Genomic DNA, 21,320 nt, shown 5'->3' with positions numbered 1-21,320 from the left:
ACTCAGAGATAGGAAAGGAACAGACTGTCGAGCAACCGCGACCAGCCAGACACCAGCACGAACAGCAGCAGCTTGAGCGGCAGGGAAATGGTCATCGGCGAGACCATCTGCATACCCAACGCCAGCAACAGGTTGGAAACAATAAGGTCGATCACAATGAAGGGAATGTAGATCAGGAAACCGATCTCGAACCCCGCCTGCAATTGCGAAAGCACAAAGGCCGGGATCAGCAGGATAAGATCCTCACGCTGTACCTCCTGAGCCATTTTCGCAGGCCACAGACGTGCGGTATTGTCCAGCAGATGGGTCAGCACATCCGGGTCCACATTACGCAACATGAATGCACGCAAGGGGTTGATGGCCTCATTGCCGGTATGCAGAAACGTTTGCACGTTGCTCATGTCCAGAGGCGACGCCTTGATATTCTCGGCGATTTCGTACCCCACCGGCGCCATGATGAACAAGGTGGCCGCCAGAGCGATTCCGTTGATGGCCATGCTCGGAGGTACTTGCTGTACGCCGATGGCATTGCGGGTAATCATCAGCACAATCACGATTTTCAAGAAGGCTGTGCAGACCACCAACAGCATGGGCATCAACGACAGCGCGCCCAGAAATATCGCCAGGACGATCGGGTCCAGCCCTTGAAGTATCATCGACCGAACACCACTCGGGACAACTGCAACCCAAGGCGCCCGTCAACTTCCACCAACTGCCCCTGGCCGATGGGCCGATCGCCATAAAACAGACCCGCCATGCCTGGGGCGAAGCCGGTAATGCCCAGTACCGAGCCGGGCACGAGGTTACGCAACTCCCCCAGGGTCAGGTTCAGTGTTCCGCAGCGTACGCTCAGCGTCATGCTCAATTCATCGAACGGCTCGGGGCCGAATACGTCCATTACGGGTTCATCGTCTTCATGCCCCGCGTGATGAGGTACATCTAAATCTTCGTCCACAGACACGTCCTCGATAGAAGTAAGAGTGAAACGTAACCACCCGGTGTCATCGTCAATGCCGCCATGCAGGCGCTCTCTGCCGACCGACACATAGCCGCTGCCCCGGGCCTGGAAAAAGGTCTGTTCAACCACCAGCACATCGCCAGCTCGCAGACTGCCGGCCTGTACAATCGGTAACCGCAACCGCCCAAGGGTCACGGCAATTGCCAGTTGAAACGACAACGGCAGCGGCGCAGCCGTGGCCCGCCAGGCCCCCGCCTCGTACAACGCCAAAAAGCTTTCGGGGCTCAACCACACATAACCCTCAACCCACGATGCCCCCAGGGTCACGGTGAGGCGACAGCCAAAGCCTTTTGGTCGCCCGGTGTGTAGCAATCGCACATAACCCAACAGCGCTCGCACTTCGGGGCTCAGGTAATACTGAAACAACGTCCAGAACCAGGAATCCGGTTCGTTGTCGGCCCCTGCAAGGGTCACCGGACATTCACCCAGCAGGCTAAGCAACGGCCCCGCCTTAGCGAGCGCCAGCACACCGCACTGCGTGTCGAAGCACACCACGTCACCGCCAACAGGCGCACGTCCAGGCTCAAGCCGCAATTCACCGGCCTGACCCGCAACATGGAACGGCAGGTACAGGCCGCGGCCCAGCTGGCGGCGCGCGGCAACCCCGTCGCTCTTGATCGAAGGTAATGTCAGTAGCGGTACGATCATGGGTTGCCGACGCTTGGCAGAAGCAGGCTGACCGGCAGACCCAGCGCTTGCGTAAAACGGTCCTCACACTGTTGCCGTACGTCGCTGAGCCAGCGGGCCGTGGCGTCGTGTTCCGCTTCCAATTCAATGGCCCAGCCGCTCTGCTCTCGGCGCACGCTGGCGTTGATCCGTCCCAGGCGTGGCAAGTACAACACTGCCTGCAACGGCCACTGCGAACCGGCCAACACACGAGGCGTCAGTTGTTCGGCCAGCGCCTCGATCATGGCAATACCGGCCGCAGATTTTTTTCGCGACAAGGAGGCGCTCGTCCCTGCGCCCTCCCCATCACCCGCAAACAACCGCGTAAACAGTCGCCCTTGTTCCCACGCAACCATGCCCGCTGCTCCCGAGTCACGCTCTTCGCGGGGCTCACGCAGGGGGGGGCGTTCGGTGGGTTTATTCGCAACCTGGGTCATGTCGGCTCCTGTGCAAGCAAAAGTGATAGCTCCTGTAACTTTTCCACCTGCCGCAGGCATTCGGTGGCTTGCCTCTGGGCACTGCCAACGTGGTGTTCCTTTTCTTGCCGTTGGTTGCGCAGCGCCTCAAGCTGCCCCTCTTCGCGCTGGGTACTGGCGGATAAGGAGCGCTCCTGTGCGTTCCAGGATTTCAGGCCCGCCAAGGTCAAGAGCTGGCCCTGGTGCTGACTGAGCAACTCAGCACTTTGCCGGGCTTGCTCCTGCCGAGTGTGTTCAAGTGCATCCTGGGCCTGCTGGATATGCGCGAGCAGGGCCTGCTGCGCACGCTTGGCCTCACGCAGGGCACGTTCGGCACGATCAGCCCTGTGCCTGCGCAGGCAACGCAGCATCTGCACTTCACCGTGCAGCACATCAGAAGGGGACATAGGTCGTCAGCTCCTTGAGTTGCTCCAGCGTGACGGCCATCGGTGTCGGCTCACGCAAATCCTGGCGCAGGAAACCGTCCACCGCCTGGCGACTGCTCACGGCCAGGTCCGTCAACGCATCGCTGCCAGGCTGGTACTCGCCCAGCTTGAGCATCAACTCGATCTGCTGGTACGCCGATAACAACCGTCGCAACGCCGTGCCCGCCTGAATATCCTCTGGCGCCGCAACGTTGCTCAATATTCGTGAAAGGCTCGCCAACACATCCACCGCCGGATAGTGCCCACGCTCAGCCAATTTGCGCGACAGCACGATATGGCCGTCGAGCAATGAACGTACTTCATCGGCTACCGGATCGTTCATGGAGTCCTGCTCAATCAGCACTGTGTAGATCGCTGTGATCACGCCGTCACGGGTCAACCCGGCGCGCTCCACCAAGCGCGGCAGCAAGCTGTACACCGAAGGCGGCAGGCCTCCGCGCCCCAGGGGTTCGCCGGCAGCCAGGCCGATTTCACGCTGGGCCCTGGCGAAACGGGTCAGGGAATCGATCAGCAGCAACACCCGCTGGCCCTTGCGCCGAAAACCTTCAGCCAGTGCCGTGGCGGTAAAAGCGGCGCGGGCACGCTCCATGCTGGAGCGATCAGACGTGGCACACACCAGTACCGCTTTAGAGCGCAGTTGCTCATCGAGTTCATGGTCGAGAAACTCACGCAGCTCGCGCCCCCGCTCGCCGATCAAGCCGAACACGATGACATCGCATTCGACGTTACGGGCGATCTCGGCCAACAAGGTGGTTTTGCCACAACCGGCCCCGGCGAACAGACCGACACGCTGGCCTTCACCGAGCGTCATCAATCCATCGATGGACCGCACCCCGGTGGCCAGCGCACGGTTGATACGCGGCCGCTCGGTGGGCAAGGGCGCTTCACATAACACCGGGCTGGTATCCGGCAGTTCGGATTCGACAAATGCGCTGGCACCCTGGCCCGTAATCGGCCTTCCGAAACCGTCCAGAACCTGGCCCAGGAGCGCCTCGCTGACTTGCACTCTATGCGACACGCCCAGGCGCTCGACAGGCGCCCCCACGCGCACGCCTTCCAGGTTCCCAAGGGCACTGAGCACCGCATCCTGCTGATCAAAACCAATGATTTCAGCGAGCATGCAGTCACCCGGACCTTTTTCCACCTGGCACAAATCACCGATACGCGCCTGAGGCAGCCGGCACTGCAGCAGCATGCCGTTGACGCGCTGGATTCGCCCGCGCATGGACACCGGCGCAAAGCTGCCGAGCGCCTGGGCCTGGCGTTGCTGCCAGGCGTCCAGACGCGCTTGCTCGGAGGTACTCACCAGTGCACCTCGTAACGCTGTGCGCCATCAAAAACCACTTTGCTGTTGTCGATCAGCACCAGGCGCAAGCCGTCCACCTGATCCCCCAAAAAGAGCCGGCTACCCTCTTCCAGAACCACATGACCGTTAGGTCCGCCGACAATTTGCACGATCCTGAACGGCAAGGCGTCATCTCGCACACGTACACGACTGATCACCGGCACCATACTGTCGAATTGCTCACCAAAGCGGCTGAGCATCCGCGACACCAGCTCCACATCGTCCTGGGAAACATCGCCGTTGAGCACGACTTGACCGTTGATGACTTGCAGGTCGATCCGTTGGCTCAGCTCACGCTCGCCGAGCATTTTCAACAACTGCTGACGCACATCAAACGGTGAGGCCAATTCGTGTTTGCCAATCACCGATGGCATCAGGGAAGCCTGCGCGTCATGCTCCCCTGTCGAAACCATGCCCACCACTGCGATGACTACCGCCACCACCAGCATCAGGCTGATCAACCGCTTTTGCTGCGAGGGTGATATCGACGATAACGGCAGTGTCTGCACAGGTTGTTCCGGTGATGGCAATGCCGCAGATACCGGGGCCTCAGGCACAGGCTCAGGCCATGGATGATCTGCCAAGGCGACGCACAATCTCACGCTACCCACCAGAAAGGGCACGTTCAACGCCAGGCTCGGGATCTGCGCCAGGGCCTGGCCATCAGCCCCGTACACCAACTGCGCCTGGGCCTGCACCGACCAGTTAACGTCGCAAAACTGCAGCAGGGCATGATGCTCGGCGACCCCTGGATCGCTCAGCACCAGGTCAGCGTCCGGCTGGGCACCGATGCTCCATCGCTCGCCGAACAACGGCAACGCAGCGCCCTGGCGCAGCCCATCAAGCACGCGTAACTCATACATCATCGAGCCCTCCTTCGTACTGTCCATGGCTGCGAAATCATGCCGCTGCGCCACGCATCAATGCTTCCTGACCGAGGTCAATGCGCCCCAACACCTTGACCTTGGATGCGCTCCCCAACTCAGCGAAAGACAGCACCGGTACATGGTTGAACTCTTCGAGCAATAGAGTCCGCAAGGGGCTGCGCAAGTCCTGCGCCACCAACATCACGCTTTTGCTCTTGGCCCTCAAGGTAAAGGCCTGATTGAGCAGGTTGATAAACGCCGCGCTGTGATCCTGGTCCAACGCAAAGAACACCCCGGTCTGGGTTTGGCGCAGGGCTTCGCGCAGGATGTTTTCGCTTTGCGCAGACAACAGCCAGGCGTGCAGGCCGTCGGCCTCGCTGTACTGGTGATAGATCTGCGCCTTGAGAGCAATGCGTGCATAGTCGGCCAGGGCTTCCGGCTCACGCTCATGCTGTCCGTACTCGATCAGCGATTCGACAATCAGGCGCACCGCCCGCAGGGGGACACCTTCACTGGCCAGGCGCTGCAACACCGCAGAAAAACGCGACAGCGGCATGATGCGCTGCAGTTCCTGCACCAGTTCCGGCTGATTATGCTCAAGCCAACTCAGGATCGACTTGCTCTCCTGAATCCCCAGGAACTGTGGCCCGCTGAGCATCATCGCCTTGCGCATACGCTCCAGGATCAGGCTCGTGGCGGTGAAGCGCTCCAGTTGCGGATCATCAAGCAGCGGATCGTCAGGGGCCAACCAGAGCCAATCCTGTTCATCGCGCTCAGCCAACCCGGCGATGGCGTGCTCTGGCTCAACCTCAAGTGCCATGCGCTCAACGGCCATATGATTGACCACTGACGCCCTGACCATGGGGACTTCATGCACACAAAAGCGCATCTCATCGGGAGCCAGGGAGTCATCGAGCTCGACTTCGAACGGCGGCAATGTCAGGCCAATATTGGCGACCAGCGAATTTCGCGCCTGGCGAATCCCGTGAATCAGATTCGTCACTTCAGGCGTGCCACGCAGAACAGGGGAAAACTGCAACAGGTAAGGGCGCGACGGGTCAAAGCCGCGCAAGTCCTCTTTACCGTTCTCTTCAGGGCGAACGACTTCGGCGGCCTCGTTGGAAGGCTCTGCCTGGTGTTGACGCTGGCGCACCAGGTAGTAACCCACGCTGCCGGTGATCAGCGCGATCAGGATAAATACCAGGGTAGGCATGCCAGGGACCGCGGCAAACGCAAGCATTCCCACCGAGGCAATCACCCAACTCTTGGGCTCGCTGGTCATTTGCCGGGCAATTTCGACGCCCATGTTACTGACGCCTTTGCGTCCATCCGGCGCAACACGGGTGATGATCATGCCCGCAGTCAAAGAGATCAGCAGCGCCGGAATCTGTGCAATCAGGCCATCGCCGATCGTCAGTACCGAATACAACGCCATCGAATCGCCTGCGCTCAAGCCGTGCTGGAACATTCCTGTGGAGAAGCCGCCCAACAGGTTGACCACGACGATGATCAAGCCGGCGATAGCGTCGCCCTTGACGAACTTCATGGCCCCATCCATGGCCCCGAACAGTTGGCTCTCACGCGACAACTGCTCACGCTTGTCCCTCGCTTGCATGCCGTCAATCAGCCCTGCACGCAGATCACTATCGATAGACATCTGTTTGCCCGGCATCGCATCCAGGCTGAACCGCGCCGCCACCTCGGCGACCCGCTCCGAGCCCTTGGTGATCACCAGGAAGTTGACCAGGGTCAGGATCAGAAAGATCACCATCCCTACCGCCAGGTTTCCCCCCACCACGAAATTGCCGAAGGCCTCGACGATGTCACCGGCGTCCTGTTCCAGCAGGATCAAGCGCGTGGTCGCAATCGACAGCGCCAAACGAAACATGGTGGTCAGCAACAGGATCGATGGGAACGATGAGAACGCCAGAGGGCCTGGTAGATAAAGCGCCAGTACGATCAACAGGCAAGATATGCAGATATTGAGCGCAATCAGAATATCTACCAGCCAGGTCGGCAGTGGCACGATAAAGATAAAGACAATGGCCATGACCACCACGGCGCCCAGCACTTCTGCGCGCTGTGCCACTTTGAGCAGCAAGCCGTTGATGGTCGACAGCAGGGTCACGTCATAACCCCGGCCAACTCAGGAAAACGCTGGGTACCACCGTCGATCCGGTTCAGCTCGTCCATCACCGCTACAAACCTGAACAAGGTTTCCTCGCGGACTCTACTGTCAGACCATAAGGCCAACGGTAACTGCCGGATAAGAGGGTAAAGCGCGTTGAGAGCGGCCAGTTGCCTGGAGGGTGATCCACTCCCCATCTCATTCCCCAACCGCAGGATTTCATCGGCGGCGATGCCGCTATCGGCGTATCCAAGCAGGCGCTGCAGCAGGGAAACGGCGTCATGATCGATGCCCAGTCGCAGGTTGAACGCCAGGCAATCGGCCAATACGGTGCCCAACTGCCCGCAACTTCGCAGGCCCAGCAGCACAGAACGCAACAGTGGGGTGGGCATCGATGACACCCGGGCCGCGATATCGTCTGCCAAGGCTTTACGCATCACATTGAGCCCTTCATAGAAGCGCTCGCCGCCGTATACGCCCAGCAGGGCTTGCATCATGGTCGCCAGCGATTGGCGCGTGACCACGCTGGCATAGTAGAGCGCGCGGAGCGCCTGGCGTTCCTGCGGGTCCGCGCCGGCTGCTTGCAATGCTACGGCAATGTTCAGGCCAGCCTGGATTTCTCCCTTGAAACGCGCCTCGAATTTGGCAATGGCTGCGCGGGCCAAGGCAGCCTCGGATTTACGCAGTTCAGCGTCCGCCTGGCCTGCCACGTGCTTGAGGACCACGAACGCACGCGCCGGGTCGCCGCCTGTGAGGTCGAGCAATTTGTCGACGCTGGCGTTTTGCAGTAACTGCATCCTGATGCGGCGAGAAACCGAGGCCATGCTCGCCTGGGCCGGATGCCCCAACTGGTCATAAAGCTGCACCAGTTGTTCCGCAGCAGGCACGCGCTGGGCCATCTGCCGCTGGGCCAGCGGAAGTTTATTGAGCTCTACTTCCTGATTGAACAGTTGGGCCAGTTCATCAACACCCTTCGCAGGCGCAGGCACGGCAGTATTGCTGATAACAGGTTGATCCAGGCGTTGGACCGTTGGCACATCGTTGCGCGATTCGACTTTCATGGACAGGCCAGTTCAGGAAGAGTGTGTCTCTGTGTGGCAAAGCCTCCCCATACGGTTCCATTGAAATTCGAGACGACGGCACGTTTGAAAATACTTGCACGGACCTCTAATCCTCACGTGCAAAAGCCTGCGTAAAAAAGCATCAATTCAAGATATTTATATATATAAATTAAGTAGTTACGTGATTTTTTCTGTTTGGCACAAGCAGTGCAATCGGGTTCCTGTCGATACGTTTCGACTGCGTCTACCTTAAGGAAAAAATCATGAATATTCCTATTGAAGCCTTAGTTCACCTTGGTGGCAATTCGCCTCAATTCATGCTTCATCTGACAGACGATCAACAGAAAAAGCTTCGCCGCTTTATTCATAAACGCGTGCTTAACCCGGAAGATGCGGATGATCTTTTGCAATTGACCTATCTGGAAGCCTGGCGTAATCGCGAACGTTTCAGCGGCACCGCAACGCTCAGCACCTGGATGTGCGGCATCGCGCAGAACCTGATCCGCAATCACTTTCGGCGCCTGTACGCCAAACCCGCACATTGCGAATTCGATGAGTCGCTGTGGCATGGCCAGGAAGACACCCACAGTCTGGATTGGGAGTTTGAGATCAACCGGCGCCTGGAAAATACCCTGAGCGCTATCGATCACTTGCCGACCGAGATGCGCAAGACGCTGTACGCTTCACTGGAAACCGACGGTAGCTATCAGGACACCGCCGACGTACTGGACATCCCTATCGGCACCGTGCGCTCGCGCCTGTCACGGGCACGCGAACAGCTCAAGCGCGTGACCCACACACCCCTGCATCGCTAAGCTGAATTAGCCGGGCAAGCGTTGGGCGACAGGGATATCTGCCCAACACTGTCAGACTTGGCCTGATAGACACCAATGCTCTGCATCTGCCCCCCGCTACAGAGCGCATCCGCCAGCGAGCCTCCCTGCCGCCTGTCACCCAAAGCAGCGTTTTCGGTTAAACGGTTGAAAGCGTAGAAAAAAACTCAACAAAAAGACTTGACGCATTGCCGTTCCGAGCGAATAATGCGCGCCACTTGGCTACATAGCTCAGTTGGTTAGAGCATAGCATTCATAATGCTGGGGTCCGGGGTTCAAGTCCCTGTGTAGCCACCAAGTACTAAAAACGGCTTACCGAAAGGTAGGCCGTTTTTTTGTGCGCGTAAAAAACTCCCCAACTGTATTTTGACGCCCCCCACCCCCACTGTTAGTGTCCAGCCTCCCTAAAATGCGGAGTGCCCCGATGAAACTGGACATCTACCAAGTCGACGCTTTCAGCCAACACCCCTTCGGCGGCAACCCGGCGGCGGTGTGCCCGCTCACCGAATGGTTGCCCGACGAGCAACTGCAGAGTATCGCGGCTGAAAACAACCTCTCGGAAACCGCGTTTTTTGTACCCCGTGGCGAGTTCTACGAGCTGCGCTGGCTCACCCCCGAAGTCGAGGTAGACCTGTGCGGCCATGCCACCTTGGCGGCGGCCTGGGTATTGATTCATATGCTGGCCGATGCGCCGCAAGTGCTGCGCTTTGCAACGCGTAGCGGCGAGTTGCGGGTGACGCGCAATGGCGATGAACTGGCGATGGATTTCCCGGCCAAACAGCCGCAACACTGCGAGCCACCGGCCGGAATGTTGAGCGCACTGGGCATTGAAACTGCTGAGGTGTTTGGCACCGATGACTACATCGTGCTGGTGGAAAATGAAGCGCAGGTGGCGGCACTGACACCGGATTTCGCACGGCTCAAGGGCCTGCCCAAACGTGGGATTGCAGTCACCGCCAAAAGCACACAGTTTGATTTTGTCTCACGCTGGTTCGGCCCGAATGTGGGGGTCAATGAAGACCCGGTCACCGGCTCGGCGCACACCTCGCTGGCAACGTTCTGGGCCGAGCGCCTGGGCAAGTTGCAGATGACCGCCGAGCAAGGCGGCCAGCGCAAGGGCCAGTTGCGCTGTGAACTCAAGGGCGACCGCGTGATTATCTCCGGCAAGGCGGTGCTGTATATGCAAGGCACGATTTATCTGTAAAACGCAATTCCCGAAGGACAACAGATCATTCTCAAAATGAACGGAGTTCAGCGCGTGCTTTTGACTTCCCGCCGTCAGCTGACGGTCATCGCAGCAGCCCTGGCCCTTGCGGCCTGCCACACGTCTGTCACCGAACAACCACCGGCACCGGAGTTGGGTTCGGGCTATCGCACTGACCTGAGTACCCGCCACGCCGAGCACCATATGGCCGCCGCTGCCAACCCGTTGGCTGCCGAAGCCGGACGCGAGATGTTGCGCCAAGGCGGTTCGGCCATCGACGCGGCGATTGCGATGCAAGCGGTGCTGACCCTGGTAGAGCCACAGTCTTCCGGCATTGGTGGCGGTGCGTTCATCATGCTATGGGATGGCAAAAACGTGCAGGCCTACGATGGCCGCGAGACCGCACCGGCGGGGGCGACCGAGCGCTTGTTCCTGAAGGCCGACGGCACGCCGATGGCGTTCACCGATGCGCAAATTGGCGGGCGCTCTGTCGGCACGCCGGGTGTATTACGCGCACTGGAAATGGCGCACAAGAAGAGCGGCCATCTGCAATGGGCCAAGCTGTTCGAGCCGGCGATCCGCCTGTCGGAGCAGGGCTTTGCCATTTCACCGCGCTTGCATAGCTTGATCGCGGCGGATCGCTTTATTGTGCAATCGCCCGAGATGGCGGCGTACTTCCTGAATGCCGATGGCTCGCCCAAAGCCACCGGCACGCTGTTGAAAAACCCGGCGCTGGCCGCGGTATTCAAGCGCATCGCCAAGGAAGGGCCGGATGCGCTGTACCACGGGGCGATTGCCGATGAGATCGCACGCAAGGTGCAGGGCAATCACAATGCCGGCAGCTTGTCCGTAGCCGACCTCAAGGGCTACAGCGCCAAGGAGCGCGCCCCACTGTGCACCGACTACAAACAATGGAAAATCTGCGGGATGCCGCCGCCCTCCTCTGGCGGGATTGCCGTGGCGCAGATCCTTGGCACCTTGCAGGCGCTGCAGACCCGCGACCCGCGCCTGGCGATCGCGCCGATGACCCCGAACAAGAGTACTTCGCCGGCCGGGCTTGAACCGACACCCGAGGCCGTGCACCTGATCGCCGAAGCCGGGCGCCTGGCCTTTGCCGATCGCGCCCTGTATGTGGCCGATGCAGACTTCACCCCCGTGCCGGTTGCCGGCCTTGTTGCACCCAACTACCTGACCCGGCGCGCCGCGTTGATCCGCGAGCGCAGCATGGGGGTCGCCAAGCCTGGCCAACCGGAGGGCGTTCAAGTGGCGTATGCACCGGATCGCTCGCCGCTGCGCATCTCCACCTCGCAAGTGGTGGCGGTGGACGACCAGGGTGGCGCGGTGTCGATGACCACCACCGTGGAAGCGGCGTTCGGCTCCCACGTGATGGTCCAGGGCTTTTTGCTCAACAACCAGATGACCGATTTCTCGTTCATCCCCGAAGAAAACGGCCAGCCTGTGGCCAACCGTGTGCAACCCGGCAAGCGCCCGCGCTCGGCCATGGCCCCGACCCTGGTGTTCGATCGCAACAGTGGTGAGTTGCTTGCCACCGTGGGCTCCCCGGGCGGTTCGCAGATCATCGAGTACGTGAGCAAATCCCTGGTGGCCATGCTCGACTGGAAACTCGACCCGCAAGCGGCCATCAGCCTGCCGAATTTCGGCAGCCGCAATGGCGCCACTGAGTTGGAAACCGGCCTGTTCAGCCCTGCACTCAAACAAGCGCTCAAGGACAAGGGCCATGCCCTGAGCGAGATCGATATGACCAGCGGCGTACAGGCCATCGTCCGCACGCGGGATGCCCAGGGCAAGGTGTCGCTGAGCGGCGGCGCCGACCCTCGGCGTGAAGGCGAGGCGCTGGGTGACTAAGGGGTTTTGATCAAAGGAGAATGCACGGTGAACAAAGCCCGTAACCTCAATGCCCTCCCCGGCGTGGATCACGGTTTTTGCTCGATTGACGATCCGCTGCGCCCTGATGACGTGTTTATTTGCAAACAGGTGCACAGCGCGTCAGTGATCGAGTGGCAGCCGGGTCAGCCGGCCAACACGATTGAGGCTGACGGGGTGTTCACCCGGAGCCGGCAGCCAATTGCGGTCATTACGGCCGACTGTTTGCCCATCCTGATCGCAGGCGGTGATTTAGTGGCCGCCATTCATGGCGGCTGGAAGGGCCTGCAACGCGGGATTATCGGCAATGCCGTGCAGCGTTTTATCGATGAAGGCATTAGCGCGGCCCAGTTGCGGGTGGCAATTGGGCCGTCGATCAAGCCTTGCTGCTATGAGGTGAGTGAAACGTTCATTGCCCAGTTCCAAGCGGATCAAGGCCACCTATGGGAGGACAGCCAGGCGCCCTGGAGCATTGAGCAACCGACACCGCTACAAGCTCCGCACATTACACCGCCCCACGCCAGGCAAGCGGGAAGTGCCTGGTTTGACTTGAGCGGGTATGGGCTGCTGTTGCTGCAAGCGGCGGGGGTCAAGCGCGAGCAGATCGAGGTGAGTGACGTGTGCACTTATTGCACGTCGCCGACGTTTGCCAGCTATCGCAGGAGGACGCATCACTTGGAGGAGCCGAAGACATTGATCTATTCGTGGATTGCTCGTACACGCTAACGATCAGCGATTGCTCTTCAACCCCTTGCGTCCCGCATGTCGCTCCAACGCCAACTCAATCAACCGGCTCACCAACTCGCTGTAGCTCATGCCCGCCGCCTGCCACAGCTTGGGGTACATGCTGATGCGGGTAAAACCAGGCAGTGAGTTGATCTCGTTGATCAGGACTTCGCCCTCATTCGTCAGGAACACATCCACCCGCGCCAGCCCTGCGCAACCCAACACCTCAAAGGCTTCAATGGCCAAGCTGCGAATTCGTTCGCTGGCTTCATGGCTGATAGCCGCAGGCACCACCACTTGGGCGGCCTGATCGTCGATGTATTTGCTGTCGTAGGAATAAAAACCGTCGCTCACCACGATCTCACCACAACCGCTGGCGATTGGGTGGTCATTGCCCAACACGGCGCATTCGATTTCACGGCCCTGGACGGCGGACTCCACCAGCACTTTCTCATCAAAACCCAACGCCAGCTCAACCGCAGCGTGGTACTCGGCTTCGCTGCCGACTTTGCTCACGCCCACTGAGGAGCCCTGGTTGGCGGGCTTGACGAACATCGGCACGCCGAGCTTGTTCGCCGCCGCTTCAAAGGAAGTGCGCGCCGCGTTGCCACGGGTGAGGGTGATGAACGGCGTGACGGCAATACCGGCGTCACGCAGCAGGCGCTTGCTGATGTCTTTGTCCATGCACACGGCCGAGCCGAGCACGTCGGAGCCGACGAAAGGCAAGTCGGCCATACGCAGCAAACCTTGCAGGCAACCGTCTTCGCCAAGGGTGCCGTGGACAATCGGGAAGATCACATCAATATGTTCCAGCAGGCCCTGCCCGGAGGTTTCCACCACCTGCTGGCTGGCCTTGCCGGGCACCACCGCCAATTCGCGGTTGGATTGGTTGAGGGCGATCAGGGTCGGGTTTTCCTGGTTGATCAGGAAGTTCGACGTGTCGTTGAGGTGCCAGTGGCCGGCCTTGTCGATACCGATCAGGATGGGCTCGTAGCGCGAACGGTCGAGGGCATCGACGATGTTGCGCGCCGATTGCAGCGAGACCTCATGCTCAGCCGAACGGCCACCAAAAATAATACCTACCCGCACCTTGCTCATGACCCGGCCTCACTGTTGAAAGTAAGGCTTCTTAACACGGGCGGTCAGCGATCCGCTAGCAATCTGCACCACCCGACGCCTGCACAATCGTACAAGACCCCAGACAGACAACCGTGGCAGACTCGGTTAACGTGTTCCCACCTCCTTCTGTGACAAGTCACCATGGGCAAACCCACCCACTCCCTCGACTGGCTGCACCGCGCCCCGCACGCCAGCGGCCTGGACCGTATCGAGGCGTACTTTGCCGGTTTCGCATTCGACCCCCATCGCCATGACACCTACGCCATCGGGCGCACGTTGTTCGGCGTGCAGAGTTTTCATTATCGCGGTGGCATGACCCACAGCATGCCCGGCACCACCATGGTGATTCACCCGGACGAAACCCACGACGGCCGTGCCGGCAGCGATGAAGGCTTCAAGTACCGGATGATTTATGTGGAGCCGGCGCTAATCCAGCAAATCCTCGGCGGCAAACCCTTGCCTTTCATTCCCGGCGGCCTGTCGACCGACCCTCGGCTGCACCGCGCCAGCGAAGTGCTGCTGCAAAGCTTGGATTGCCCGATTGACCCGATGCAAGAGCAAGACGCCATGTTCGACCTGGCCCAGGCCCTGAGCGAGGCATCCGGTGCCGTCGTCAGCCGTAAATCCTTCGACTACGTGGCCGCCGAACGCGCCCGTGAATTTATCCACAGCGCCCTGGGCCGCAGCATCACCCTGGATGAAATAGCCGACCATGCCGACCGCGACCGCTGGGCGTTATCGCGGGATTTTCGCTTGTTGTTCGGCACCAGCCCCTACCGCTACCTGACCATGCGCAGGCTGGACCTGGTGCGTCACTTGTTGGCCCAGGGCCAATCTCTGGTGGATGCCGCAATGACCGCCGGCTTCACCGACCAAAGCCACATGACCCGGCAATTTCGCAGCACCTACGGCATGCCGCCGTCGCGTTGGGTAAAGATGCTCGGACGCTGAGTGCTGGGTTGGAATACGTTCAAACTGTGGGAGCTGGCTTGCCTGCGATGCAGACACCTCGGTGTATCAGGCACACCGCTATCGCAGGCAAGCCAGCTCCCACAGTTGGATGAGGTGGTGTTGCTGGCATTTGGTCATGGTTTGTAAAGGGCCAGCAAGCTGTGTCCCTTTAAATTGCAGGACGTTTCCGAGACAATCCCTGCCGCCTTGTGCCTGTTGGAATCGATGGCTAGTCTTCGGTCCGTCACTGCCTTTTCAGTGATCGGGTTTAGTCGCTCGGATTTAATAGGCGCATGGTCCTCCATGAGGTTTTATGGTGGCTGTGCGCAGGGCGCCCTCGGGTGCGCCGGACTTTGCCTATTTGCCGGTCGACTAACCTGCGTACAGCCGCCACCCAACGTTTAGTCGCGACGGGTCGGCTCCTTTGAGTTAATAGGAGTTACACCATGACCAAAGCACTTCCCGATCCACCCATGGACTGCCTCGTCGTCAACGAAGACCTCAGCTTCGAAGACGCTCAACTCTATATCTCACACCTGATCAACAGCGCCTCTGCCACCGTGTGGGACTGTTGCGATCACCTGCAACCCCACGACCGCGCCAGAATCCATGCCGCGTGGCATTTGCTGGAGATGGCCAAGACCGTGCTAAACCGCACCATCGAGTGCATGCCGCGCACCTGAAAACACGACAAAACTCATGTGGGAGCTGGCTTGCCTGCGATGCAGACACCTCGGTACATCAGATACACCGAGGCGATACTATCGCAGGCAAGCCAGCTCCCACATTTGGGTTCTGTTGTCGCCAAAATCGAGTTTGGTGTCCGAACGTGCTCTTTAGCTCGACAACTGATTGGCAAACTGCCCGACCGCACTCACCACTTTTTGCGCACCGTCCTGAATTTCCACAATCACCGTACCCGCCTCGGCTGCCAGGGCCAGGCCTTGCTCGGCTTGCAGGCGACCGTCGGCCATCAGCGCAACCGCATCGCGGGCCATGTCCTGGTTCTGGCGCACTACGCCGACGATTTCCTCGGTGGCTTTGCTGGTGCGTGAAGCCAGTTGCCGCACTTCATCGGCCACCACCGCAAAGCCACGCCCCTGCTCACCGGCACGCGCGGCTTCGATGGCGGCGTTGAGCGCCAGCAGGTTGGTCTGCTCGGCAATGCCACTGATGGTCTTGACGATGCTGCCGATCACCTGGGACTGGGCATTCAGCGCCTCGATACCTTCGCCAGCCTGTTGCATGTGTTGGGCCAGGTCGCGCATCACGTCCACCGCCTGGGTGACCACGGTGGTGCCGCGCTGGGCGCTGTCGTCGGTTTGCAAGGAGGTGCTGTAGGCAATGTTGGCGGCCTCGGCCACCGCCTGCTCGCGGTTGACCTGCTCGGTGATCACCGTGGCGAACTTGACCACTTTGTACAGCCGTTCGTTGGCGTCCAGCACAGGGTTATAGGTGGCTTCCAACCACACCAGGCGACCGTGGCTGTCCACACGCTTGAAGCGCGCCGCCACGAACTCACCGGCGTTCAAGCGCTTCCAGAACTGCTGGTACTCGGCGCTGTTGTATTCCTGTGGCTCACAGAACATACGGTGATGTTTACCTTCGATCTGCGCCAGGCTGTAACCCATGCTGCTGAGGAAGCGGTCATTGGCGGTGAGCACGTTTCCGTCCAGGTCGAACTCGATCAACGCGGTGGAACGCATCAGCGCGGTGATCAGGTTTTCATGTTCACGCGAACTCTCGATGGTGCGGGTAAGGTCGCTGGAGAACATCGAAAACTGCTTGATGCGCCCCTGTGAACTGCGCACCGGCTGCAAGATTGAGCGCAACCAGGCTTCTTTGCCATTGCCACGCATCAGGCGCACGGCGCCGGCAAAGTGTTCCCCGCGGGCCAGCGCGTGCTTGAAGCGCAGTTGGAACTCGTCCTGGCGCACATGTGCCGGCACCAGGTCTTCGATCGCGCGCCCGACAATCTCGCCCAGCGAGTAAGCCAGTTCCTGCAGGAAGTTGGCATTGGCCCACTCCACACGGCCTTCAGGGTCCAGTGTCAGGCAGAGCATTTCGTTTTCCAGGCTCTCTTTCACCTGGAGCAAGCTCGACAATTCTTCGCGCAGAGCGGTCAGCTCCTGCTTCAGGCGGGTATTGAACATGGGGCACCGTTAGGCAAATGGGGTGGGCGTCCTAATCTGCATCGGCGCTGGCGCAATTTTCTAAAGAGAGCTTGCAGCCCAAGTCGAACTATATTTTCAGCGCCATCAGCCCCCATTGAATCGGCACACACCCATCACTTGATATTCCAGGGTATTGAGCTTGCCGCTGGAGTCTTCATAGGTCATGCGCGACGGCACGGCGTTGCACGAGCGGATCGGCGGCGTCACGTTGACCACCTTGGCGATATCCAGATCCATGCCGTAGCGATAGGTCTGCACCTGAGGCACCGCCTTGCCTTTTTTGATCGCATAGGCGGCCATGGCTTTCTCGTTGCGCTCCATCATCAGGGCAAAGGTGCGATCCCCTCCGCCTTCGGCCAGTGCACCGAACGACAAGACCGCCGTTAATACGCCCAAACCCACTGTATAGAAGTTCATGACCAAGTCCTCGACTAAAAGTTAAGTGTCGAGACTAACCAACGAACCCTGACACCAGGTTCACCAGAACATTACGTATTTGTTAGATGGCCATTAGTTTCCAGAATCGTAATCTTCATGCAATGCGCCTGTTATACGCCGTTTGCAACTATCAGTCTGGGCCAGATCAATAAGAACGCCTGCCTCTATAAGAAGCCGATAACTGCCATCACCGAGGAGCGCATCATGAATATTCGTCACTACACCCTTCCCTTTTCACTGATGGCCGCGTTGCCCCTGGCCGTGGCGGCAGGGCAGGAAAAGCCCGACGGTTTTATCGAAGGCAGCAGCCTGAACGTACTGGCGCGCAATTTTTACTTCAATCGCGACGATCGCAAGGGCCAATCCAGCCCCACCGGTAACGGCTATTCCGAAGCCTGGGCGCAGGGGCTGATCAGCCGGGTCGAATCCGGCTTTACCCAAGGCACCGTGGGGTTTGGCCTGGACGCGTTTGCCATGCTGGGGCTCAAGCTCGACTCCGGTGCAGGCCGTAGTGGCGGCAAGGGCTCTTTCGGTGTGTTGCCGGTGGACAGCACCAATCAGCCCGAAAACCGCTACAGCAAACTCGGCGGAGCGGCGAAACTGCGTGTATTGGACACCGTGATCAAGGCCGGCGACGTATTCCCGCTGACGCCCGTAGTGGCGTACGGCGATTCACGGGTATTGCCCCAAAGCTTTCGCGGTTTCACCGTACAAAACACCAGCCTGAATGGCCTGAGCTTGCAAGGCGGACGCTTGAGCGGCATGAGCCAGCCCAATGAAAGCGGGATGAACAAAGGCTTCGCGACGTTCTATGCGGGCAAGGTCGACTCGCCTTGGATCGCCTACTTCGGCGGGGACTACCAACTCAACAGCCACCTTGGCTTGAGCCTCTACAGCAGCCGCTTGAAGGACGCATGGGATCAGTACTACCTGGGCAGCAACGCCAACTATGCGCTGACCGACGACGTGTCACTGTTCGGCGATTTCAACTACTACAAGGCCGTGGACGAAGGCCGCAAACGGCTCGGCGAATTCGACAACAGCATCTGGAGCGCCAGGCTTGGGGTCAAGGTCGGCGCCCATAGCGTGGGCGTGTCGCACCAGCGCAACAATGGCGACGATGACTTCGACTACCTGCGCCAGTCTGATTCGATCTTCCTCAACAACTCGATCCAGTACAGCGACTTCAATTCGCCCAAGGAGCGCTCATGGATGGTGCGCTACGACCTGGACATGCAGGCGTTCGGCATCCCGGGCCTGTCGTTCATGACCCGCTACGGCAAGGGCACCGGCGCCGACTACAGCAACGCCAACGCCGTGTACATGCGTCGCGATGCGGCGGGTAACCCGCTGACCGATCAACGCCGTTGGGAACGGGATATCGAGGCCAAGTACGTGGTGCAAAGTGGGCGTTTCAAGGATTTGTCCCTGCGCTTGCGCCAGGCCACCGTGCGCTCCAGCGCCTTTGAGTCCGATCTGGAAGAAGTTCGCTTGATCGCCGAATATCCACTGGCCATTTTGTGACACTTACATTCGCTCGCGATTAACTAACATCTGTTCACAAATAGCCGGTTATCAAAATTGTAATATTGGCCTCAGCTTCTCGTTAAGTTCAACTTTCTATACTCGCGCCAACTTATTTACCGAGCACGTTCATCTCTGAAGCTTTTGTGTAGCTCCTTTGGAAAGAGATGAATTTTTAACGCCCCGCTTGGGGCGTTTTTTTTGTGCGCCGGGCTATGCGACCGATGGTCGCAGTTGACCCTAAAGCTACTTTAGCCTTCAGACTTTTCCCACTTTGATAACAGCCGCCATAAGGACATGGGCGCCTTCTCTCCATCATTCAAGAGGTAACCCCCATGCGTATCCTTGTGATTGAGGACGAGCAAAAAACCGCTGACTATTTGCGACAGGGTTTGAACGAAAGCGGCTACGTGGCCGACTGCGCCGCCAATGGCATTGATGGCCTGCACCTGGCCGAGCAGCATGCCTACGAGTTGGTGATTCTGGACGTTAACCTGCCGGGCAAGGATGGCTGGCAAGTGCTGGAACAACTGCGCCGCAACGGCAACCAGCGGGTGATGATGCTCACGGCTCGCGGCAGGCTGGCGGACAAGATCAAGGGCCTGGACATGGGCGCCGACGATTACCTGGTCAAGCCGTTCGAGTTCCCCGAGCTGCTGGCGCGGGTGCGCACCCTGTTGCGGCGCAGCGAACACATCCCCCAGCCGGAAGTGTTCCGCGTCTCGGACCTGGAACTGGACCCGCGTCGCCACCGCGCCTATCGCGGCACTCGGCGCATCGACTTGACCACCAAGGAATTCGCCCTGCTGCAGGTGCTGATGCGCCAGAGCGGTGAAGTGCTGACCCGCACGCAGATTATTTCGCTGGTATGGGACATGAATTTCGACTGCGACACCAATGTGGTGGAAGTCTCCATCAGCCGCCTGCGCGCCAAGGTCGACGACCAGAGCGAGGTCAAGCTGATCCACACCATTCGCGGCGTCGGCTACGTGCTGGAGGCGCGTCCATGAAAACCGGCAGCCTGTCGATGCGCCTGGGTTTGACCGTCAGCCTGATGGGCGCGGGCCTGGTCTTGCTGCTGGCCACCCTGGCCTACCTGGCCCTCACCCATGAACTGGAAAAACTGGCGCGCAAGGGCCTGGAAAGCAAGATGGAGCAGCTCCAGCACAGCCTGTCCCTGGGGCTCGACGCCCAGGCCATTCGCGCTCGTCCCCATGCGCTGCTGGACCTGGTCATCGGCCACGACAATTTCTACCTGACTATCGTCGGCACCGCGCCCGACACCCGCGTGTTACTGAACATCGGCGCCAAGCCCCAATCGCCGTTGCTCACCGACTTCAAACCGCGGGAAACCCTCGGCTACCTGAACTGGACCGACAGCGACGGCAACCAGGTGCTCAGCGCCTCCAGCCTGATGCGCCTGGCCAGCGGTGAACGCGTGCGGGTGCTGCTGTCCCTGGACCGCAGAGACGACCAGGCACTGCTCAGCGCCTATCTGCGCGCCACGCTGATTGCGCTGCCGCTGCTGTTGATACTGATCGGCATGGGTGCCTGGTGGTTGGTACAACGCGGCTTGGCGCCGTTGAAGCAATTCAGCCAGGTGGCGGCGAAGGTCACCACCCAGGACCTGACACACCGTTTGTCCGTCGACAATTTGCCCCACGAACTGGGGGAACTGGCCCAAGGCTTCAACGTGATGCTCGACCGCCTGGATGCGGGCGTACAGCAACTCTCGCAATTCTCCGATGACCTGGCCCACGAACTGCGCGCCCCGCTGACCAACCTGATGGGCAAGGCTCAACTGACCCTGTCGCGCCAGCGCCCGCCGGAGGAATACAAGGCGGTGCTGGAATCCAGCACCGAAGAGCTTGAACGCCTGGGGCGTATTGTCAGCGACATGCTGTTCCTTGCCCAGGTCAGCCATCCGGCGGCGCGGGCGTCATTCACCGACGTATCCCTGGGGCAAGAGGCCGAGCGAGTGATGGAGCTGTTTGCCCTGAGTGCCGAAGACAAGCAAGTCACCCTGAGCCTGCGCGGCGAGGCCTGGGTGACGGGGGATCGTCTGATGATCCAGCGGGCGATTTCCAATTTGCTCTCCAATGCCATACGCCATACGCCAGAAGGTTCGAGCATCCTGCTGTTGGTGGAAACCTATGGCCAGAGCGTGTCGCTGTCGGTGGGCAACCCCGGCCGAGGCATCGACGCGCACCACCTGCCGCACCTGTTCGAACGTTTCTACCGCGCCGACAGCAGCCGAACCCGCGCCGAGGGTGGCACCGGGTTGGGGCTGGCTATCGTCAAGTCGATCATGCACCTGCACCAGGGGCACGCTCATGTGACCAGCCAGCTCGGGCGTTTCACGCGGTTCAGCCTGGCCTTTCCCCTGAAGCCAACACCGGTCCAATGTGGGAGGGGGCTTGCTCCCGATGGCAGTGTGTCAGCCAATACATGTATCAACTGACCCACCGTTATCGGGAGCAAG

20 protein-coding genes and 1 tRNA gene are annotated in these 21,320 nt (G+C 59.8%); 10 read left to right on the top strand and 11 right to left on the bottom strand.

Going from position 1 to position 21,320, the window contains the following annotated elements; translation table 11 throughout:
- Positions 1–2 precede the first annotated feature (2 nt).
- From sctR to E3O56_RS16345, 8 genes are read right to left on the bottom strand one after another with little or no spacing between them, the layout of a single operon-like run.
- Positions 3–656 (bottom strand): type III secretion system export apparatus subunit SctR, encoded by a 654-nt coding sequence (gene sctR / locus E3O56_RS16380; protein WP_078820229.1) that lies wholly within the window; start codon positions 654–656, stop codon positions 3–5.
- Positions 653–1,666 (bottom strand): FliM/FliN family flagellar motor switch protein, encoded by a 1,014-nt coding sequence (locus E3O56_RS16375; RefSeq protein ID WP_248128565.1) that lies wholly within the window; start codon positions 1,664–1,666, stop codon positions 653–655. Before E3O56_RS16375 ends, sctR begins: the two co-directional genes overlap by 4 nt.
- The gene (locus tag E3O56_RS16370; RefSeq protein WP_248128564.1) at positions 1,663–2,121 is read right to left on the bottom strand and encodes a type III secretion system HrpP C-terminal domain-containing protein; all 459 of its coding nucleotides are present in this window, start codon (positions 2,119–2,121) and stop codon (positions 1,663–1,665) included. Before E3O56_RS16370 ends, E3O56_RS16375 begins: the two co-directional genes overlap by 4 nt.
- Positions 2,118–2,546: a YscO family type III secretion system apparatus protein gene (locus tag E3O56_RS16365; RefSeq protein WP_032878023.1), complete on the bottom strand. Its 429-nt coding sequence runs from the start codon at positions 2,544–2,546 to the stop codon at positions 2,118–2,120. The genes E3O56_RS16370 and E3O56_RS16365 overlap by 4 nt, the downstream gene beginning before the upstream one ends.
- A complete protein-coding gene (locus E3O56_RS16360; RefSeq protein WP_348984320.1) occupies positions 2,533–3,891 on the bottom strand; it encodes a FliI/YscN family ATPase in 1,359 nt (452 codons plus the stop codon). Before E3O56_RS16360 ends, E3O56_RS16365 begins: the two co-directional genes overlap by 14 nt.
- A complete protein-coding gene (locus tag E3O56_RS16355) occupies positions 3,888–4,793 on the bottom strand; it encodes an FHA domain-containing protein (protein WP_032881120.1) in 906 nt (301 codons plus the stop codon). Before E3O56_RS16355 ends, E3O56_RS16360 begins: the two co-directional genes overlap by 4 nt.
- A gap of 37 nt (positions 4,794–4,830) precedes the next feature.
- The gene (gene sctV, locus E3O56_RS16350; RefSeq protein WP_103734675.1) at positions 4,831–6,924 is read right to left on the bottom strand and encodes a type III secretion system export apparatus subunit SctV; all 2,094 of its coding nucleotides are present in this window, start codon (positions 6,922–6,924) and stop codon (positions 4,831–4,833) included.
- Positions 6,921–7,985, bottom strand: a complete 1,065-nt coding sequence (locus E3O56_RS16345; protein WP_078820226.1) for a TyeA family type III secretion system gatekeeper subunit — start codon at positions 7,983–7,985, stop codon at positions 6,921–6,923. Before E3O56_RS16345 ends, sctV begins: the two co-directional genes overlap by 4 nt.
- A 263-nt stretch (positions 7,986–8,248) precedes the next feature.
- Between E3O56_RS16345 and E3O56_RS16340 the strand changes: the two genes are divergently transcribed.
- The 5 genes from E3O56_RS16340 (at position 8,249) to E3O56_RS16320 (ending at position 12,632) form a co-directional block, all read left to right on the top strand.
- Positions 8,249–8,800, top strand: a complete 552-nt coding sequence (locus tag E3O56_RS16340) for an RNA polymerase sigma factor (protein ID WP_078820225.1) — start codon at positions 8,249–8,251, stop codon at positions 8,798–8,800.
- Positions 8,801–9,038: 238 nt separating this feature from the next.
- Positions 9,039–9,115 (top strand) — tRNA-Met (locus E3O56_RS16335).
- Positions 9,116–9,242: 127 nt separating this feature from the next.
- Positions 9,243–10,022 carry a PhzF family phenazine biosynthesis protein gene (locus tag E3O56_RS16330; protein WP_248128563.1) on the top strand — a complete coding sequence of 260 codons (780 nt, stop codon included), beginning with the start codon at positions 9,243–9,245 and terminating at the stop codon, positions 10,020–10,022.
- A gap of 36 nt (positions 10,023–10,058) precedes the next feature.
- On the top strand, positions 10,059–11,888 hold the full coding sequence (gene ggt, locus E3O56_RS16325; protein ID WP_248128562.1) for a gamma-glutamyltransferase: 1,830 nt from the start codon (positions 10,059–10,061) through the stop codon (positions 11,886–11,888).
- 27 nt (positions 11,889–11,915) lie between these two features.
- Complete coding sequence (locus E3O56_RS16320; protein ID WP_103734678.1) at positions 11,916–12,632, top strand: polyphenol oxidase family protein; 717 nt, start codon at positions 11,916–11,918, stop codon at positions 12,630–12,632.
- Between the two features lie 3 nt (positions 12,633–12,635).
- On the opposite strand, the gene ddlA is transcribed toward E3O56_RS16320, so the two are convergent.
- Positions 12,636–13,730, bottom strand: a complete 1,095-nt coding sequence (ddlA, locus tag E3O56_RS16315; protein WP_248128561.1) for a D-alanine--D-alanine ligase — start codon at positions 13,728–13,730, stop codon at positions 12,636–12,638.
- 162 nt (positions 13,731–13,892) lie between these two features.
- Here ddlA and E3O56_RS16310 point away from each other — a divergent pair, with 162 nt between their 5' ends.
- Together E3O56_RS16310 and E3O56_RS16305 are read left to right on the top strand one after the other, a co-directional pair.
- Entirely contained in the window at positions 13,893–14,702 is an 810-nt protein-coding gene (locus E3O56_RS16310; RefSeq protein WP_032878033.1) for an AraC family transcriptional regulator, read from the top strand.
- A gap of 446 nt (positions 14,703–15,148) precedes the next feature.
- A complete protein-coding gene (locus E3O56_RS16305) occupies positions 15,149–15,385 on the top strand; it encodes a hypothetical protein (protein WP_005784550.1) in 237 nt (78 codons plus the stop codon).
- A gap of 153 nt (positions 15,386–15,538) precedes the next feature.
- On the opposite strand, the gene E3O56_RS16300 is transcribed toward E3O56_RS16305, so the two are convergent.
- Positions 15,539–16,855 carry a PAS domain-containing methyl-accepting chemotaxis protein gene (locus tag E3O56_RS16300; RefSeq protein ID WP_248128560.1) on the bottom strand — a complete coding sequence of 439 codons (1,317 nt, stop codon included), beginning with the start codon at positions 16,853–16,855 and terminating at the stop codon, positions 15,539–15,541.
- 105 nt (positions 16,856–16,960) lie between these two features.
- The gene (locus tag E3O56_RS16295; RefSeq protein ID WP_032878036.1) at positions 16,961–17,293 is read right to left on the bottom strand and encodes a DUF2790 domain-containing protein; all 333 of its coding nucleotides are present in this window, start codon (positions 17,291–17,293) and stop codon (positions 16,961–16,963) included.
- A 225-nt stretch (positions 17,294–17,518) separates the two neighbouring features.
- Here E3O56_RS16295 and E3O56_RS16290 point away from each other — a divergent pair, with 225 nt between their 5' ends.
- The 3 genes from E3O56_RS16290 to E3O56_RS16280 all read left to right on the top strand — a co-directional run bounded on the left by E3O56_RS16290 (position 17,519) and on the right by E3O56_RS16280 (position 21,299).
- Positions 17,519–18,838, top strand: a complete 1,320-nt coding sequence (locus E3O56_RS16290; protein ID WP_248128559.1) for an OprD family porin — start codon at positions 17,519–17,521, stop codon at positions 18,836–18,838.
- Positions 18,839–19,173: 335 nt separating this feature from the next.
- Positions 19,174–19,848: a heavy metal response regulator transcription factor gene (locus E3O56_RS16285; RefSeq protein ID WP_005784544.1), complete on the top strand. Its 675-nt coding sequence runs from the start codon at positions 19,174–19,176 to the stop codon at positions 19,846–19,848.
- Positions 19,845–21,299: a heavy metal sensor histidine kinase gene (locus E3O56_RS16280; protein WP_078820221.1), complete on the top strand. Its 1,455-nt coding sequence runs from the start codon at positions 19,845–19,847 to the stop codon at positions 21,297–21,299. Before E3O56_RS16285 ends, E3O56_RS16280 begins: the two co-directional genes overlap by 4 nt.
- Positions 21,300–21,320 lie beyond the last annotated feature (21 nt).

Origin of the sequence: Pseudomonas sp. W2Aug9, from assembly GCF_023127755.1 — a bacterium.
GTDB classification, from domain to species: domain Bacteria; phylum Pseudomonadota; class Gammaproteobacteria; order Pseudomonadales; family Pseudomonadaceae; genus Aquipseudomonas; species Aquipseudomonas synxantha_A.
The sequence above is the reverse complement of the archived record's forward strand: the minus strand, read 5'-3'. Positions and strand labels throughout refer to the sequence as shown.

Excerpts from the sequence above, each read along its gene's own strand:
- sctR (WP_078820229.1), bottom strand. The coding sequence starts at position 656 with ATGATACTTCAAGGGCTGGACCCGATCGTCCTGGCGATATTTCTGGGC.
- E3O56_RS16375 (WP_248128565.1), bottom strand. The coding sequence starts at position 1,666 with ATGATCGTACCGCTACTGACATTACCTTCGATCAAGAGCGACGGGGTT.
- E3O56_RS16370 (WP_248128564.1), bottom strand. The coding sequence starts at position 2,121 with ATGACCCAGGTTGCGAATAAACCCACCGAACGCCCCCCCCTGCGTGAG.
- E3O56_RS16365 (WP_032878023.1), bottom strand. The coding sequence starts at position 2,546 with ATGTCCCCTTCTGATGTGCTGCACGGTGAAGTGCAGATGCTGCGTTGC.
- E3O56_RS16355 (WP_032881120.1), bottom strand. The coding sequence starts at position 4,793 with ATGTATGAGTTACGCGTGCTTGATGGGCTGCGCCAGGGCGCTGCGTTG.
- E3O56_RS16345 (WP_078820226.1), bottom strand. The coding sequence starts at position 7,985 with ATGAAAGTCGAATCGCGCAACGATGTGCCAACGGTCCAACGCCTGGAT.
- E3O56_RS16340 (WP_078820225.1), top strand. The coding sequence starts at position 8,249 with ATGAATATTCCTATTGAAGCCTTAGTTCACCTTGGTGGCAATTCGCCT.
- E3O56_RS16330 (WP_248128563.1), top strand. The coding sequence starts at position 9,243 with ATGAAACTGGACATCTACCAAGTCGACGCTTTCAGCCAACACCCCTTC.
- ggt (WP_248128562.1), top strand. The coding sequence starts at position 10,059 with ATGAACGGAGTTCAGCGCGTGCTTTTGACTTCCCGCCGTCAGCTGACG.
- ddlA (WP_248128561.1), bottom strand. The coding sequence starts at position 13,730 with ATGAGCAAGGTGCGGGTAGGTATTATTTTTGGTGGCCGTTCGGCTGAG.
- E3O56_RS16310 (WP_032878033.1), top strand. The coding sequence starts at position 13,893 with ATGGGCAAACCCACCCACTCCCTCGACTGGCTGCACCGCGCCCCGCAC.
- E3O56_RS16305 (WP_005784550.1), top strand. The coding sequence starts at position 15,149 with ATGACCAAAGCACTTCCCGATCCACCCATGGACTGCCTCGTCGTCAAC.
- E3O56_RS16300 (WP_248128560.1), bottom strand. The coding sequence starts at position 16,855 with ATGTTCAATACCCGCCTGAAGCAGGAGCTGACCGCTCTGCGCGAAGAA.
- E3O56_RS16295 (WP_032878036.1), bottom strand. The coding sequence starts at position 17,293 with ATGAACTTCTATACAGTGGGTTTGGGCGTATTAACGGCGGTCTTGTCG.
- E3O56_RS16290 (WP_248128559.1), top strand. The coding sequence starts at position 17,519 with ATGAATATTCGTCACTACACCCTTCCCTTTTCACTGATGGCCGCGTTG.
- E3O56_RS16285 (WP_005784544.1), top strand. The coding sequence starts at position 19,174 with ATGCGTATCCTTGTGATTGAGGACGAGCAAAAAACCGCTGACTATTTG.
- E3O56_RS16280 (WP_078820221.1), top strand. The coding sequence starts at position 19,845 with ATGAAAACCGGCAGCCTGTCGATGCGCCTGGGTTTGACCGTCAGCCTG.